The sequence below is a fragment of the Bradyrhizobium sp. MOS001 genome (assembly GCF_004634465.1).
Taxonomy (GTDB): Bacteria; Pseudomonadota; Alphaproteobacteria; order Rhizobiales; family Xanthobacteraceae; genus Bradyrhizobium; species Bradyrhizobium barranii.
In genome coordinates, this window is record NZ_SPVJ01000002.1 from 272,547 (window position 1) to 286,340 (window position 13,794).

Genomic DNA, 13,794 nt, shown 5'->3' on the forward strand with positions numbered 1-13,794 from the left:
GCAATGAGCGAGAAGAAGCCCGTCATCGTCTATGGCGCTTCCGGCTATACCGGCCGGCTGGTCTGTGAATACTTACGCGAATACAACATCCCCTTCATCGCCGCCGGCCGCAGCAATGAGAAGCTCAACGCCGCGATGAAGTCGAATGTAGCGGGCATCGAGACCGCCGACTACGAGGTGGTCAAGGTGCCGCACACCGTGGCTGCGCTGACTGAATTGTTCAAGGGCGCCTCGGTGGTGCTCAACACCGTGGGTCCCTTCGCCAAGTTCGGCGGCGAAGTGGTGCAGGCTTGCCTCGCTTCCAAGTGTCATTACACCGACACCACAGGTGAGCAGGACTGGCTGATCACGCTCGAGCAGGAGTGGGGCACGAAGTTCGCCAATGCCGGACTGCTGTTGGCGCCAGGCATCGCGCAGATGTACACCACCGGCGAGATCGCCGCGCAGCTGTGCCTGGAGACGCCCGGCCTCGACACGCTGGACATTGCCGTGTTCTGGGGTGGCAGCCCGACCATCGCATCGACGCAGACCATCCTGGTCAACGCCGCGATGGCCAAGGCCTACTACCTGGAGCAGAACAAGTACGTCGAGCATCAGCCCGATGCCGGCCTCTACAACCTCGCCATCCCCGGTCAGCACGAGCTGGCGCTGGCGTTGCCCTGGGGAGGCACCTCGCACCCGGTGTGGTTCAAGCGCGATCCGCGCGTGGCCAACGTGAAAGTGCTGGGCGGCGTGTTCAATCGCGCGCTGATGCTGGGCGTGCCGCAGATCGTCGCGGCCGCGCTGGAGGCGACCAAGGATATGAATCCCGACGAGCGCTACGCCGCATTGGCGCAGACGGCCGCCGGTGTGATGAACACCATGCCGCCGCGCGAGAACCCGCGCGTCAACAAGTCGATGGATTCGGTACATGCCTCCGGCCCGTTGGGGCGCGCGCACTGCATCATCTACGGCAACAGCAACTACAAGCAGACCGGCTTGCTGCAGGCCTATGCCGCGGCGCACCTGCTGCAGCAGCCGCCGAAGCGCGTGGGGTTCGCCTCCGGCTGCCAGGCGTTCGGCCATCACGAGCTGCTCGGGCAATTGCGCAGCTTCGGGCTCGTCAGCAAGCCGGTTCTGACCGTGCACGATTAAGTAAATCGCGGGTGGCGCGGTCCTCCGCGTCACCCGCTCTGCTTCGGGTGTTGATCATGCGCTTCATCGATTACCTGGACAAAGGTGCCTCGCTCGGCGCCGACGCGCCGTGCCTCACCATGGATGGACGCGACCTCAGCTATCGCGAGGTGCAGCGGCTGAGCTACCGCGTCGCGCGCGGGCTCGCGCGATCGGGCATTGCTGCCGGCGAGAAGGTCGCAATCCTCTCCGGCAACGATCCGGTCGCGTTTGCCTGCGTGTTCGGCATTTCCCGTGCGGGCGCGGTCTGGTGCCCGATCAATCCGCGCAACGAGGCGGCCGAAAATCGGCTCATCCTCGAGCAATTCGACTGCAGCCTGCTGTTGTTTCATTCAAGCTTCGCGGCGATGGTCGAGGCGGTGCGTGCAGAGCTGCCAATGCTGCGCGCCGTCGTCTGCCTCGATGCCGAGTTGTCCTTCGCGCCCTCGTTCGCCAGCTGGCTCGCCGGCCTTGCAGACGACCACTATCAACGCGAGACGATCGACGATCTCGCGATGATCCCGGGCACCGGCGGCACCACCGGCAAGCCGAAGGGGGTCATGCTGTCGGGCCGCAACATCGAGGCTATGACGGCACTGACGCTGATGGGCTATCCCTTCAAGGGCCGCCCGATCTACCTCGCGCTTGCGCCGCTGACCCACGCGGCCGGCGTGCTGTGTTTCCCGATCATGGCGCTCGGCGGCCGCATCGTGATCATGCATCACCCCGACATCGCAGAATTTCTCGATCTGATCGAGCGCTATCACGTCACGCACACCTTCCTGCCGCCGACCGTGATCTACATGCTGCTCGATCATCCGAAGCTCGACTCCGCGAGGCTCGGGTCTCTGCAATGTTTCTGGTACGGCGCGGCGCCGATCTCGGCCGCGCGGCTTGCGGAAGCGCTCCAGCGTATCGGGCCGATGGCGCAGTTGTTCGGTCAGACCGAAGCGCCGATGATGATCTCGATGATGGCACCTAGCGAGCATTACAATGCCGACGGCACGATCGCGATGGAGCGTCTCGCCTCGGCCGGGCGGATCAGCCCGCTGGTGCAGGCCGGCATCATGGATGGCGACGGCAATTTGCTGCCGACCGGCGCCCGCGGCGAGATCGTGGTCCGCGGTTCGCTGGTGATGGAGGGCTATTACAAAAATCCCGAGGCTACGGCGGAAGCCTCCGCACATGGCTGGCACCACACCGGCGACATCGGCTACATCGACGACGACGGCTACCTCTATATCGTCGATCGCGCCAAGGACATGATCATCACCGGCGGGTTCAACGTCTACTCGATCGAGGTCGAGAACGCGCTGCGGGCGCATGAGGCGGTGCAGGATTGCGCCGTGATTGGCCTTTCGGACGAGAAATGGGGTGAGCGGATCGTCGCCGTGGTGCAGCCCCGCGCCGGCCAAAGCGTCGATGCGACGGCGCTGGCGGCCTTCGTCAAGCAGCGGATCGGCAGCGTCAAGACACCGAAGCAGATCGAAGTCTGGGACGATCTGCCGCGCTCCAAGGTCGGCAAGGTGCTGAAGCCGGACATCCGCGCGCGGCTGGCAGGTCGCTCAGGCGACTGAGGCGCATCTTATTGCAGCGCCCATCGCTTCGAAGATATCCGCGAGACGCGCTGACGCGGACATTCGCGCGGGCCTGGAACTCTCATCCGTGTCCGGGCAGGCAAAGGCATGTCTCCGCTTTTCGATGCGCGTTTTGGGTGTCACCATGCTTTTGAACGGACGGGAGGGCCGCCATGCGCTGGTGTGTCTCGGTCGGGGCGGTGCTTGTTGCGGGGGCGATCGTCGGAGGTGACGTTGCCAGCATTGCCGCGCCGAGCCCGAAATCAGGGATAGCCGACGCCAGGCACAGCGCACTGTCCGTCAATGTCGAGCTCGTTATCGCCGTCGACGTCTCCTATTCGATGGATCTGGACGAACTCGCCATTCAGCGCGAGGGCTATGCACAGGCCATCGTCTCGAAAGACTTTCTTCAGGCGCTAAGGGCCCGTCCGGCCAGCAAGGTGGCTCTGACCTATTTCGAGTGGTCGATGTCGGGCGACGACAGGATCATCATTCCGTGGCGCGTGATCGACGGCCCGGAATCGGCGGACGCCGTGGCCGCCGAGATCATGAAAACGCCGATTCGCCGAGGTTCGAGCACCTCGATTTCCGGCGCGATCAATTTCGCAGTGCAGCTGTTCGAAGAGAATCCCTATCGCGGGTCGCGGCGCGTCATCGACATTTCCGGCGATGGGCCGAACAACGACGGAGCCCCCGTCACCGGCGCGCGCGACGCTGCCGTTGAGAAAGGCATCATCATCAACGGCCTGCCGATCATGGTGAAGGAGCCGTCCTATTTGACGACCGATATCGAGAATCTCGATCTCTACTACGAGGACTGCGTGATCGGAGGGCCGGGTGCCTTCATCATGACAATCAAGGATCGCGAAAAATTCCAGGAAGCGATCCGGACCAAGCTTGTTCTCGAAGTTGCGGGCCTCACGCCGGAGGGGAGGATCGTCCGAACCGCCGAGAAAGAGCCCCGGGTGTCCTGTCTGGTCGGCGAAGAAAAATGGCGGGAGCGCGGGCGACGGTGAGACACCGAAGCTGATCGAAGTCCGGGACGACCTGCCGCGCTCGAAGGTGGGCAAGGTGCTGAAGCCGGACATTCGCGCGCGGCTGGCAGGGCGGTCAGGCAGGTAATCAAGGGTGACGGTGCGTCGGCAATACCCGAGCGGTGCAAGACGACATTTGGTCGATGTGGTCGCCTTCTCCTACTCGCTACCTTCTGAAGCCGGCTTCGCGCGGAGCGAATTGGCAAAATTGACGAGATACTGCCGCCCATCGCGCTGAGCGAGATCGAGATATGACGGCAACAACGGCGAGTTAACCGCGGAAAGTGCGTCGAGCGCGGCCATCCGCTGATATTCATACTCCGTGCTCCACGCGCGAAGCGCCAGCGTCTCCGACCTTTTCGACCGCCTGCGCGCGAGAGCAAGAAGCGCTCGCCGGCTTACATACTCATCCGCGTCGTGAAAGAATTGCTCCAACAGCGGTTCGACTTCATCGGCGGCAAATTCGTCGCTCCCAAGCGCATCGGCGAGTTGCCACCGGGCATCTCGCTCCGGTGAATGCGGGGCTACCCTCGCCAAAGCCAGCAGATGAGCCGGCTTGGCCATCAACTCGCGCTTGAGTACCTCCACCTCATTGTCGCGAGCAAGGATGTAAAGCAGCAACTCGACGATAGGAGCGCTCCAATGCTGCGGAACGCCCGAATCCAGGAACGCGGCGAAGGCAGTCGTGATCGCGGGCCATTCTCCATAGTCGCATTCCCACTCGCCAGATCTCTGGTCAACAGGGTAGCGATCAGCCCAACGGCGAAATGCCAACACCACCTCAACGAATCGAGCCTGAGCACCTCCAATGTACGCGATTGGCTCGTCGGTCATGATGGTCTGGTCACGCTTCCATAGCCCGATCCGGCTGATCGAGTAGCCGGAGGATATCGGGCCATAGCACAAAGAAAGCGAGGCGTCCGCTTGGTGCCGCGTCATGGGATGGCCCATAAAAAATGCGCGGGCCGCCTTGAGGCATGCCCGCGCATTTGAATTCGCAGATGTCGCGCTAAGCGTGCGTCAGTGCACGCTCACGGCTTGCAGCTCGTTGCTCCAGGCGTTGGCGACCGCGGCTTCGCGGCTGTCGGTCAGCATGATCGGCGTGCCGTCGGCGGCGTGGAGCGCGAAGAGCTTGAGGCCCGGCGCGATCTTTGGCGCTTCGGGAAACAGGCCCGGCACATCCTCGGAGCGGATCTGCTTCACATAGGCGATATGACCTTCGCCGAGAGTTGCCAGCGTCTCGGGCGAGACGTTCTTGGCTTCGTATTCGAACGCAACGTGACCTTCACTCATGGTCTCGACTCCTTCACAGAAACTAAGCGGTCGAGTCCGCTACTCGTTCCATTATTCGTGCTCATTGATAGCGATTGTCTTAACGATCCTCTCCGGTTCAGGCCGGGCAAGATCGACCGACAGCAGCCCGTTCTTCAGATCCGCTCCCAGCACGAGCATCCCCTCCGCCAGCACGAAGGTGCGCTGGAAGTGGCGCGCGGCGATGCCGCGATGGATGTATTGCCGGGTCTTGTCGTCCTGCTGCCGCCCGCGAATCACGAGCTGGTTTTCCTCAATGGTTACATCGAGTTGGTCGCGGGTGAATCCGGCGACCGCCAGCGTGATCCGCAGCCGCTCGGGCTGGCCGTCCGACCGGTCGCACCTCTCGATATTGTAGGGAGGGTAGCCGTCGGCGCCTTTGACGACGCGATCAAGCACGCGCTCGATCTCGTCGAAGCCCAGAAGGAACGGACTGGAAAGCGTTGGAACACGAGACATAGTTTACAAAGTCCTCTCGAAGCGACTTTGGCATTTCAGGGCCCGGAAGCGGCGCCCCTTGGTCAGCAATATGGTCATAACCCCTTGGGGGTTCAAGGACGTAGCGGGGGCCTGTGGATTGCCCATTTTCGCGCCTGACCCCGACCGCGGTCGCGCGGAAGCGCCCAATTCGTCACCGGGAACGCAAATGCTCAGGCAAGCCCGGGCATGACGAATCGGCCGACGATTTATCTCAATGAAATCAAACCCCCGGCTACTGTGCATGGGGTTGTTTTTCGCGTTTCTGATCGGCCGGCCCTCGGAACCAGTCAGGCCTCGATCCGCGTCCGCCCGTCGCCGCTGAAAAGGTGCAGCTTCGGCCGTACCGCGGCGACGCGGATCCTCTCACCGATGGCGGGGGCCTCGGTTCCGGGAATGCGGACGATGACCTCGCCGGGCGGCAGCTCGCCGGGGGTGGCGGCGACGCGCTGCTCGTCCTGGGCCCGCGTGCCGTAGACGAAAGTTTCGGCGCCGACGCGCTCGATCGCTTCCACGGTCAGCGGCAGTGCGACGCCGCCGGCCGGGGTCTGGTCGGTGATGACGAAATCTTCCGGGCGGATGCCGAGGATGCCGGCCTCGGTCGCGCCGCCGCCGAGTTGCGATTTGATCTCATCGGCGCGCGTCGACATCAGGTTCATCGGCGGTGCCCCGATGAAGGAGGCGACGAAGGTCGTCGCCGGCTTCTCGTAGATCGCAAGGGGATTGCCGACCTGCTCGACCTGGCCGCCGTTCATCACGACGAGAATATCGGCGAGCGTCATCGCCTCGAGCTGGTCGTGGGTGACGTAGATCGAGGTCGTGTTGAGCCGGCGCTGCAATTTGCGGATCTCGACGCGCATCGCGATGCGCAGCTTTGCGTCCAGGTTCGACAGCGGCTCGTCGAACAGAAACACTTTCGGCTGGCGCACGATGGCGCGGCCCATGGCGACGCGCTGGCGCTGGCCACCGGAGAGCTGGCGCGGCTTGCGCTCCAGCATCGGCGCGAGCTCGAGCACGCGCGCGGCTTCCTCGACGCGGGTCTTGACCTCGGCCTCCTTCATGCCGCGGTTGCGCAGGCCGTAGGCCATGTTGTTGAAGACGCTCATATGCGGGTAGAGCGCGTAGTTCTGGAACACCATCGCGATGTCGCGATCGGCGGGCTCGATCTGGTTGACGACGCGGCCGCCGATGTCGATCTCGCCGCCGGTGACGGTCTCGAGACCTGCGACCATGCGCAGCAGCGTGGACTTGCCGCAGCCGGAGGGACCGACCAGCACGCAGAACTGACCGTCGCCGACATCGACGTTGACGCCCTTGATGGCCTCGAAGCCGCCGGGATAGGTCTTGCGGACGTTGCGCAGGGTGACGTTAGCCATGAAAACTCGCTTCTACTTTTCCGTCTCGACCAGGCCGCGCACGAACAATTTCTGCATGGCGACGACGACGAACACCGGCGGCAGCATGGCCAGCACGGCAGTCGCCATCACGATCGGCCATTCGGTCAGCGCATCGGTAGTGGTGATCATCTTGCGGATTCCGACCTGGATGGTCTGCATGTCGTCGCGCGTTGTGATCAGCAGCGGCCAGAGATATTGATTCCAGCCGAGGATGAAGAGGATCACGAACAGCGCCGCCATGTTGGTGCGCGACAGCGGCAGCAGCGTATCCCAGAAGAAGCGCAAGGGTCCGGCACCGTCAATGCGCGAGGCCTCCAGCAGCTCGTCCGGCACGGTCATGAAGAACTGGCGGAACAGCAGCGTCGCGGTGGCCGACGCGATCAGCGGCAGCGCGAGGCCAGCATAGCTGTCGAGCATGTGTAGATCGGCGACGATCTTGTAGGTCGGATAGATGCGCACCTCGACCGGCAGCATCAACGTGATGAAGATGATCCAGAAGATCGCCATCCGGAACGGAAAGCGGAAATAGACGATCGCATAGGCCGAGATGATCGAGATCGCGATCTTGCCGATCGCGATTGCCAGCGCCATCACCAGCGAGTTCAGCATCATGTTGCCGACGGGCTCGCGAGTCGAGCCGCTCGTGCCGACGAAGATGGTCTTGTAGTAGACCTCGAAGAAATGGCCGCCCGGCAGCAGCGACATCTGCCCGTTCGCGATCAGGGCGTTGTCCTGGGTCGAGGCGACGATCGCGATGTAGACCGGGAATGCGACGATCGCGATCCCGATCCAGAGAATCGCGTGGGCGACGTAGCGCCGAAAGCCCTCTTCTTCGACCATCAGTAGGTCACCTTGCGTTCGACGAAGCGGAACTGGATTCCCGTCAGCACGATGACCATGACCATCAGGATCACCGACTGCGCCGCCGAGCTGCCGAGATTGCCGCCGAGCAGGCCGTCGGAATAGACCTTGTAGACCAGCGTGACCGTCGATGTGCCGGGACCGCCGCGGGTCATGGTGTCGATGATGCCGAAGGTGTCGAAGAAGGCGTAGACGATGTTGACGACAAGCAGGAAGAAGATCGTGGGCGACAGCAGCGGGAACGTCACTGTCCAGAACCGCCGCATCGGGCGGGCGCCGTCGATCGCGGCGGCCTCGAACACGCTTCGGGGGATGGCTTGCAGGCCGGCGAGGAAGAACAGGAAATTATAGGAGATCTGCTTCCACGCCGCGGCGAGGATGATCAGCCCAGCCGCCTGGTTGCCGTCAAGCAGCGGATTCCAGTCGACGCCCAGGTTGCGCAGATAGCGCGACAGCACGCCGAGCGAAGGATGCAGCATGAAGATCCAGAGCACGCCGACCACGGGCGGCGCCACTGCATAGGGCCAGATCAGCAGCGTGCGGTAGAGCATCGAGCCACGCAGCGGCTTGTCGGCCATCACGGCGAGCAAGAGCGCGAAGGACAGCGACGAGACGGCGATGGCGAACGAAAAGACGAACGTACGGACAACCGCCTCGAAATAGGCCGGGTCCTTGAACAGGTCCTGATAATTCTCGAACCAGACGAAGCTTGTCGACAGACCGAAGGCGTCCTGGAGCAGGAAGGATTGGATCACCGCCTGCGCGGCCGGCCAGTAGAAAAAAATCAGGACGATCGCGAGCTGCGGCGCAACCAGCGCGTAGGGCAATAGTTTTGCTTGGAAAATGGCTTGCTTTTGCATGATGTCAGCAGAAGCGGCAGGCCGGGTCGCGGCCTGCCGCTCGTCGCCTCACTTGACGGCGGTTTTTTCGAACTGCCGCAGCATCGTGTTGCCGCGCTCGACGGCAGCATCCAGCGCCTGCTTGGCGGTCTTCTTGCCGGCCAGCGCCTGCTCGATCTCTTCCGACCAGACGTCACGCAGCTGAACCATGTTGCCGAGGCGCAGACCGCGCGAATTGTCGGTCGGCTCCTTGTTGGTCAGCTCGATCAGCGGGGTCTCGAGATAGGGCTGATCCTTGTAGAAGCCCTCTTCCTTCGCCTTGGCGTAGGCCGCCTTGGTGATCGGCAGATAGCCCGAGGCCTTGTGGATGTAGACCTGGCGATCGGTGTCGGAGAGGAAGGTCAGGAACTTCGCGACACCCTTGTATTCGTCGGCCGACTTGCCGCCCATCACCCAGAGCGAAGCGCCGCCGATGATCGAGTTCTGCGGCGCGCCCTTGACGTCCGGATAGTATGGCATCGGCACGGCGGTGAAGTTGAACTTGGCCTGCGCCTTGACGTTGCCGAAGAACGCCGACGAGGTCAGGTAGATCGGGCATTCGCCGGAGGTGAAGCGGCCTTCGCCGGTGTTGGTGCGGCCGGCATAGTCGTAAGTCTTGGTCTTCTGCAGCTCGACCAGGGTTTCGAGATGCTTGACCTGGAGCGGGCCGTTGAACTCCAGCACGGTGTCGAAACCGTCGAGGCCGTTGGCCTTGCTGGCGAGCGGCACGTTGTGCCAGGCGGAGAGCTGCTCGAGATTGACCCAGGTGACCCAGGAGCCGGAGAAGCCGCAGGTGTCATGACCCGCTGCCTTCAGTTTCTTGGCGGCCTCGAACGTTTCGGGCCAGGTCTTGGGGATCTCGACGTTCGCCTTCTTGAGCTCGTCGAGGTTGACCCACATGACGGTCGACGACGAGTTGAACGGGAACGACAGCATCTCGCCCTTCGAGGTCGAGTAGTAGCCGGTGATGGCGGGCAGATAGATCTTGGGGTCGAACTTCTCGCCGGCCTCGGCCATCAGCTTGTAGACGGGTTTTACGGCGCCGGTCGCGGCCATCATGGTCGCGGTGCCGACTTCGAACACCTGCATGATGTGCGGGGCGTTGCCGGCGCGGAACGCCGCGATGCCGGCGTTCATCGTATCGGGATAGTTGCCCTTGTAGGTCGGGATCACCTTGTAGTCGGTCTGCGAGGCGTTGAAGTCGGTGGCGAGCTTGACGATGACGTCGTTGTTGGCGCCAGTCATCGCGTGCCACCACTGGATTTCGGTCACGGCCAAGGCCGGCGATGCGCCCATGCCGATTGTGATCGCAACTGCGGCAGCCGCCCCAAAGTGTCGAAGAGCCATCAAGTAAACCTCCCTTGGCCGTCAAAAAGAAGCGCTTGCGCTAGCAGCGCCATATGACGTTCACATGACTGTGTAAGCGGGAGAAACGAAAGCAGCAAGCGCGGCCAAAAGGGAAGCCGTCAAATAGGCGAATGCCGAGCGCGCAGCCTCCTCCCTTCGCGGCGCACATGCGTGCCCGCGCCGCAGTGCGGCATTTGCTCGGGTGAGGCGGCGAGGGCGTTTAGCGCTTGCGCTCGGGGCCGCAGACGGTGCCCTTTTCGACCATCGCGTCGATCTCCGATTTGGAGTAGCCGAACTCGCCCAGCACCTCCTGGGAGTGCTGGCTGAATTTCGGCGGCAGGCGGCGCAGGCTCGGCTTGCTGCGATCGAGCCGGATCGGCGAGGCCACGCCCTTGTACCAGTCCTTCTCGATGACATCGCCGCGGGCGATCGTGTGCGGGTTGGTCAAGGCCTGGTCGATCTTCTGCACGGGACCTGCGGGCAGGCCGGCGGCGAGCAGACGATTGCACAGCGGCTCGGCCTCGTGCTGGCTGAACACGGCGGCGAGCTCGGCGCGCAGCGCCTCGCGATTGGCGATGCGGTCCTTGTTGCGGGCAAAGCGCGGATCGGTGCCGAGCTCAGGCTTGCCGATTTCCTTGGCGAGCTTGCGGAAGGTGCCGTCATTGCCGACACCGATGAAGATGTCGTCGGTCCTGGTCGGGAAGATCGCGTAAGGCACGAGGTTGGGATGCTCGTTGCCGGTGAGCGACGGCGGCTTGCCGTGCATGAAATAATTCGCGGTGTGCGGATGCATGATGGCAAGGCCGGTCTCGTACAGCGTCGTCTCCAGGAACTGGCCCTGGCCCGAGCGCTGCCGCTCCGACAGCGCCATCAGGATGCCGATCGCCGCATAGAGGCCGGTGGTGATGTCGACCAGCGGCACGCCGATCCGCATCGGTCCGCTCTCGGGAGAGCCGGTCGCCGCGATCATGCCGGTCATCGCCTGGATGATGGCGTCATAGCCGGGATTGCCGCCGCGCGGACCGTCGGCGCCGAAGCCGCAGATCCGGCAATGCACGAGGCGCGGGAATTTCTTGCTGAGCACATCGTTGCCGATGCCCCATTTCTCCAGCGTGCCCGGCTTGAAATTCTCGATCAGGACGTCGGCTGTCTCCAGCATCTTGAGCAGCACGATTCGGCCGCCCTCGGAGGCAAGGTCGAGGCCGATCGAGCGCTTGTTGCGGTTGATGCCGATGAAATAGGCCGCGTCTTCCTCGTGGAACGGAGGGCCCCAGTCGCGCACCTCGTCGCCGGCGGGCGGCTCGACCTTGATCACGTCGGCGCCGTGGTCGGCGAGGATCTGGGTGCAGTAGGGGCCGCCGAGCACGCGCGTGAGATCGATGACGCGCAGTCCGCTCATTGCGCCCAAAACGGCTTCAGTCATGCCTTCGCTTCCCCTGTGTCGATCATTGATCACAGGCCTAGCGAGGTTTTTTTGCGCCAGCAATGGCTTGGTGCGTAGGGGCGTATGCGGTGCCGCCGCACAATCCCGCGGCGTGGCAAAACAACAAAACAAAGGGAAGCGGCCGGCCCGAGGGGGATCTCGGGCCAGCCAATCCGCCGTTTGATCAGACGACCGTCAGGCGAACGTCGACATTGCCGCGCGTGGCATTGGAGTAGGGGCACACCTGGTGGGCCTTCTCGACCAGCGCCTCTGCTTCCGCGCGGGCGAGGCCCGGCAGCGAGACGGCCAGATCGATGTCGAGACCGAAGCCGCCGGCCGAGCGCGGGCCGATGCCGACGGTGGAGGTGACCGAGGCGTCAGCCGGAACCTTCGGGCCGCCCTGCGAGGCCACGAACTTCATCGCGCCGATGAAGCAGGCGGCATAGCCGGCCGCGAACAGCTGCTCGGGATTGTTGCCGGCGCCGCCGCCGCCGCCGAGTTCCTTCGGGGTGGTGAGCTTGACGTCGAGCGCGCCGTCGAGGGTCGCCGCATGGCCGTCGCGGCCGCCGGTGGCCTTTGCGCTGGTCTTGTACAGGACGTTTACCGACATTTTCGTCTCCTCAGGTCTTCGGGTTGGGGTGGAACCTACATCGCAAACAATTAGATTGCGCGCAATTGAAATCTGCATGCCTCACATTTAATTGTTCGCAATTGAATGTACGGCCGCCCGGTCCCAGAATGGAGGAAACCGCGTGAGATTCTCGATGCCCCGGAAATTATCGGCGCTGGACCCGCAGCGCCTCGACAATCAGATCTGCTTCGCGGTCTATTCGGCCGCGCATGCCTTCAACCGGGTCTACAAGCCGCTGCTGGACCGGCTCGGCCTGACCTACCCGCAATATCTGGTGATGCTTGTGCTGTGGGAGCGCGACGACGTGCCGGTCAAGGACATCGGCGAAAAGCTGTTCCTGGATTCGGGCACGCTGACGCCGCTGCTCAAGCGCCTCGAGGCCGCCCACCTCGTCAGGCGCACGCGCTCGCGCGAGGACGAACGTCAGGTGCTGATCGCGCTGACCCCGCAGGGCCATGCCTTGAAGGAAAAAGCGCGCGCCGTGCCGCAATCGATCCTGGCGGCGTCGGATTGCTCGGTGTCGGAGCTGGTCGCGATGAAGGACGAGATCGTCGCGCTGCGGGATCGGTTGAATGCGGTGATCGGGGAGTAGGGGGGCGATCAGAAGTGCTTCTTCGCGAAGGCGCGCCCCGAGCCCGATTTCAGGTATCGCTCGAACGCGACAGCGCGTGCCGCGTCATCAAAGGCGAAATAGGTCCGAATTCTCCAAGGCCCATATTTCGACGTGTGTGGCACCTCGCCGGCGTTATGCTTGGCTAAACGGGCCCGTAGGTCGTCGGTGATGCCGACGTAGAAATGCTCGGAATTGAGACTTTCGAGGATATAGACGTATTTCATTCTGCTTCCTCCCCGGAGGGCAGGATAGCAGCTTGGAACCATCACGGGGCTTCGCTGGTGATCCTCGATGAAGTCCGCCGCCGCCCTTCGGGCTATGGCGGGACAGCCTTCGCTCACTTCGCTACGAGGGACTTCCCGGGCTTGCCCAGCCGAAGCTCGCGAAGCGAGCGAAGGCTGGTGGAGCCAGGCGGGATCGAACCGCCGACCTCTTGCATGCCATGCAAGCGCTCTCCCAGCTGAGCTATGGCCCCTTAGTCTTCCAGTTGGGAGGATCCTGGTGGATCACTCCCGACCGCCGAGCCTGGTGACTCGCGCGGTGCACCCTTTTTCACAGATCAGGGCTGATCTCAAGTCTCTTCATCACCTCCGACATCACCAATGATGTCCGTGACGTCCTCATCGCCCTCTTCGTCGTCGGCGATAAAGGTCGAATCATCGTCGTCATCGTCCTCGATGGTCTCGTCGACCTCGATGTCGTCCTCGGATTCGGGCACCGCGGCCTTGACCTTGCCGGTGTTTTCCTCGGCGTCGGCCTCCTCGAGCGAGACCTCTTCGACTTCTGCCGGCTCCGGCGTGGTGTCGGCAGCCGGCGTGTGGCGAGGTTCGGCGCCGCGAGTCGCGCGGGCCGGCGCCACAGGCGCGATCGGGACGACTTCGCCGGTATAGGGCGAGATCACCGGATTCTTGTTGAGGTCATAGAACTTCTTGCCCGTGGTCGGGCAAATACGTTTGGTTCCGAGTTCGGACTTGGCCACGGCAGGAATCCTGGGAATGTCTGAAAAGCGGTGTTTCACTTGGCTAGTTGGCGGCCCGCTGTCAATAGCGCATTACGGGAGAAAGACATGCCCGTGACGGCGGGCAGACCTTAT

At 63.2% G+C, this 13,794-nt stretch carries 15 protein-coding genes and 1 tRNA gene; 4 read left to right on the forward strand and 12 right to left on the reverse strand.

Annotated features, from left to right (window positions below):
• The first annotated feature begins 3 nt into the window (after window positions 1-3).
• The 3 genes from CT676_RS04730 to CT676_RS04740 all read left to right on the forward strand — a co-directional run bounded on the left by CT676_RS04730 (window position 4) and on the right by CT676_RS04740 (window position 3,745).
• The gene (locus CT676_RS04730) at window positions 4-1,134 is read left to right on the forward strand and encodes a DUF5938 domain-containing protein (RefSeq protein WP_135214031.1); all 1,131 of its coding nucleotides are present in this window, start codon (window positions 4-6) and stop codon (window positions 1,132-1,134) included.
• A gap of 56 nt (window positions 1,135-1,190) precedes the next feature.
• Window positions 1,191-2,729 (forward strand): AMP-binding protein, encoded by a 1,539-nt coding sequence (locus CT676_RS04735; protein WP_135214032.1) that lies wholly within the window; start codon window positions 1,191-1,193, stop codon window positions 2,727-2,729.
• 173 nt (window positions 2,730-2,902) lie between these two features.
• Window positions 2,903-3,745, forward strand: coding sequence for a DUF1194 domain-containing protein (locus CT676_RS04740; RefSeq protein WP_135214033.1), 843 nt, complete (start codon window positions 2,903-2,905; stop codon window positions 3,743-3,745).
• A gap of 177 nt (window positions 3,746-3,922) precedes the next feature.
• Here the strand turns inward: CT676_RS04740 and CT676_RS04745 are convergent, their stop codons facing one another.
• The 9 genes from CT676_RS04745 to CT676_RS04785 form a co-directional block, all read right to left on the reverse strand.
• Window positions 3,923-4,702 carry a HEAT repeat domain-containing protein gene (locus tag CT676_RS04745; protein WP_135214034.1) on the reverse strand — a complete coding sequence of 260 codons (780 nt, stop codon included), beginning with the start codon at window positions 4,700-4,702 and terminating at the stop codon, window positions 3,923-3,925.
• Between the two features lie 81 nt (window positions 4,703-4,783).
• Window positions 4,784-5,056, reverse strand: coding sequence for a DUF1150 domain-containing protein (locus CT676_RS04750; RefSeq protein WP_011083553.1), 273 nt, complete (start codon window positions 5,054-5,056; stop codon window positions 4,784-4,786).
• Window positions 5,057-5,107: 51 nt separating this feature from the next.
• Complete coding sequence (locus CT676_RS04755) at window positions 5,108-5,533, reverse strand: Hsp20 family protein (protein WP_014438749.1); 426 nt, start codon at window positions 5,531-5,533, stop codon at window positions 5,108-5,110.
• Between the two features lie 308 nt (window positions 5,534-5,841).
• Window positions 5,842-6,927: a sn-glycerol-3-phosphate import ATP-binding protein UgpC gene (locus tag CT676_RS04760; RefSeq protein ID WP_135214035.1), complete on the reverse strand. Its 1,086-nt coding sequence runs from the start codon at window positions 6,925-6,927 to the stop codon at window positions 5,842-5,844.
• Between the two features lie 12 nt (window positions 6,928-6,939).
• A complete protein-coding gene (gene ugpE, locus CT676_RS04765; protein ID WP_063980180.1) occupies window positions 6,940-7,788 on the reverse strand; it encodes a sn-glycerol-3-phosphate ABC transporter permease UgpE in 849 nt (282 codons plus the stop codon).
• Window positions 7,788-8,669, reverse strand: a complete 882-nt coding sequence (gene ugpA, locus CT676_RS04770) for a sn-glycerol-3-phosphate ABC transporter permease UgpA (protein ID WP_063980179.1) — start codon at window positions 8,667-8,669, stop codon at window positions 7,788-7,790. The genes ugpE and ugpA overlap by 1 nt, the downstream gene beginning before the upstream one ends.
• A gap of 48 nt (window positions 8,670-8,717) precedes the next feature.
• Window positions 8,718-10,034, reverse strand: coding sequence for a sn-glycerol-3-phosphate ABC transporter substrate-binding protein UgpB (gene ugpB, locus CT676_RS04775; protein ID WP_135214036.1), 1,317 nt, complete (start codon window positions 10,032-10,034; stop codon window positions 8,718-8,720).
• Between the two features lie 220 nt (window positions 10,035-10,254).
• Window positions 10,255-11,457 carry a CaiB/BaiF CoA-transferase family protein gene (locus tag CT676_RS04780; RefSeq protein ID WP_135214037.1) on the reverse strand — a complete coding sequence of 401 codons (1,203 nt, stop codon included), beginning with the start codon at window positions 11,455-11,457 and terminating at the stop codon, window positions 10,255-10,257.
• Between the two features lie 184 nt (window positions 11,458-11,641).
• Window positions 11,642-12,067: an organic hydroperoxide resistance protein gene (locus tag CT676_RS04785; protein ID WP_014490914.1), complete on the reverse strand. Its 426-nt coding sequence runs from the start codon at window positions 12,065-12,067 to the stop codon at window positions 11,642-11,644.
• 154 nt (window positions 12,068-12,221) lie between these two features.
• Between CT676_RS04785 and CT676_RS04790 the strand changes: the two genes are divergently transcribed.
• Window positions 12,222-12,680 (forward strand): MarR family transcriptional regulator, encoded by a 459-nt coding sequence (locus CT676_RS04790; RefSeq protein ID WP_028149792.1) that lies wholly within the window; start codon window positions 12,222-12,224, stop codon window positions 12,678-12,680.
• A gap of 8 nt (window positions 12,681-12,688) precedes the next feature.
• Here CT676_RS04790 and CT676_RS04795 read toward each other — a convergent pair whose 3' ends face one another.
• The 3 genes from CT676_RS04795 to CT676_RS04805 form a co-directional block, all read right to left on the reverse strand.
• Window positions 12,689-12,925 carry a GIY-YIG nuclease family protein gene (locus tag CT676_RS04795; protein WP_161495934.1) on the reverse strand — a complete coding sequence of 79 codons (237 nt, stop codon included), beginning with the start codon at window positions 12,923-12,925 and terminating at the stop codon, window positions 12,689-12,691.
• A gap of 175 nt (window positions 12,926-13,100) precedes the next feature.
• A tRNA-Ala gene (locus CT676_RS04800) sits at window positions 13,101-13,176 on the reverse strand.
• Window positions 13,177-13,272: 96 nt separating this feature from the next.
• Window positions 13,273-13,680 (reverse strand): TIGR02300 family protein, encoded by a 408-nt coding sequence (locus CT676_RS04805; RefSeq protein ID WP_063980175.1) that lies wholly within the window; start codon window positions 13,678-13,680, stop codon window positions 13,273-13,275.
• Between the last annotated feature and the right edge of the window lie 114 nt (window positions 13,681-13,794).

Excerpts from the sequence above, each read along its gene's own strand:
- ugpB (WP_135214036.1), bottom strand. The coding sequence starts at position 10,034 with ATGGCTCTTCGACACTTTGGGGCGGCTGCCGCAGTTGCGATCACAATC.
- ugpE (WP_063980180.1), bottom strand. The coding sequence starts at position 7,788 with ATGGTCGAAGAAGAGGGCTTTCGGCGCTACGTCGCCCACGCGATTCTC.
- CT676_RS04785 (WP_014490914.1), bottom strand. The coding sequence starts at position 12,067 with ATGTCGGTAAACGTCCTGTACAAGACCAGCGCAAAGGCCACCGGCGGC.
- CT676_RS04755 (WP_014438749.1), bottom strand. The coding sequence starts at position 5,533 with ATGTCTCGTGTTCCAACGCTTTCCAGTCCGTTCCTTCTGGGCTTCGAC.
- ugpA (WP_063980179.1), bottom strand. The coding sequence starts at position 8,669 with ATGCAAAAGCAAGCCATTTTCCAAGCAAAACTATTGCCCTACGCGCTG.
- CT676_RS04760 (WP_135214035.1), bottom strand. The coding sequence starts at position 6,927 with ATGGCTAACGTCACCCTGCGCAACGTCCGCAAGACCTATCCCGGCGGC.
- CT676_RS04780 (WP_135214037.1), bottom strand. The coding sequence starts at position 11,457 with ATGACTGAAGCCGTTTTGGGCGCAATGAGCGGACTGCGCGTCATCGAT.
- CT676_RS04730 (WP_135214031.1), top strand. The coding sequence starts at position 4 with ATGAGCGAGAAGAAGCCCGTCATCGTCTATGGCGCTTCCGGCTATACC.
- CT676_RS04745 (WP_135214034.1), bottom strand. The coding sequence starts at position 4,702 with ATGACGCGGCACCAAGCGGACGCCTCGCTTTCTTTGTGCTATGGCCCG.
- CT676_RS04795 (WP_161495934.1), bottom strand. The coding sequence starts at position 12,925 with ATGAAATACGTCTATATCCTCGAAAGTCTCAATTCCGAGCATTTCTAC.
- CT676_RS04735 (WP_135214032.1), top strand. The coding sequence starts at position 1,191 with ATGCGCTTCATCGATTACCTGGACAAAGGTGCCTCGCTCGGCGCCGAC.
- CT676_RS04750 (WP_011083553.1), bottom strand. The coding sequence starts at position 5,056 with ATGAGTGAAGGTCACGTTGCGTTCGAATACGAAGCCAAGAACGTCTCG.
- CT676_RS04740 (WP_135214033.1), top strand. The coding sequence starts at position 2,903 with ATGCGCTGGTGTGTCTCGGTCGGGGCGGTGCTTGTTGCGGGGGCGATC.
- CT676_RS04790 (WP_028149792.1), top strand. The coding sequence starts at position 12,222 with ATGCCCCGGAAATTATCGGCGCTGGACCCGCAGCGCCTCGACAATCAG.